This is a genomic window from Paraburkholderia sp. EG304, assembly GCF_046543485.1.
Taxonomy (GTDB): Bacteria; Pseudomonadota; Gammaproteobacteria; order Burkholderiales; family Burkholderiaceae; genus Paraburkholderia; species Paraburkholderia youngii.
This window is the reverse complement of the sequence record NZ_JBKGUA010000534.1, coordinates 1-204: the sequence shown is the minus strand read 5'-3', so window position 1 is coordinate 204 and position 204 is coordinate 1. Positions and strand designations below refer to the sequence as shown.

Here is a 204-nt window from a genome sequence, read left to right as displayed (position 1 = left end):
GGCCGGCCGTGCCGCGCTGGGCTGCGACGCGCTAGCCGGTGTGAGCGTGGTGGATCTCGACACGGCAACGCCGGCCTGGGCGAACCTGCCGGCCTCCGATCCGGACCCGCGCGCGCTCGGCCTGAGCTCACGCCACCTCGCCTACGTGATCTACACCTCGGGATCATCAGGCACGCCCAAGGGCGTCATGGTCGAACATCGGGG

At 71.6% G+C, this 204-nt stretch carries 1 protein-coding gene; it reads left to right on the top strand.

Features of this window, described 5'->3' with window-relative positions:
* A partial coding sequence (locus ACLFKU_RS45050) for an AMP-binding protein (protein WP_410853550.1) occupies positions 1–204 on the top strand: 204 nt, incomplete at both ends.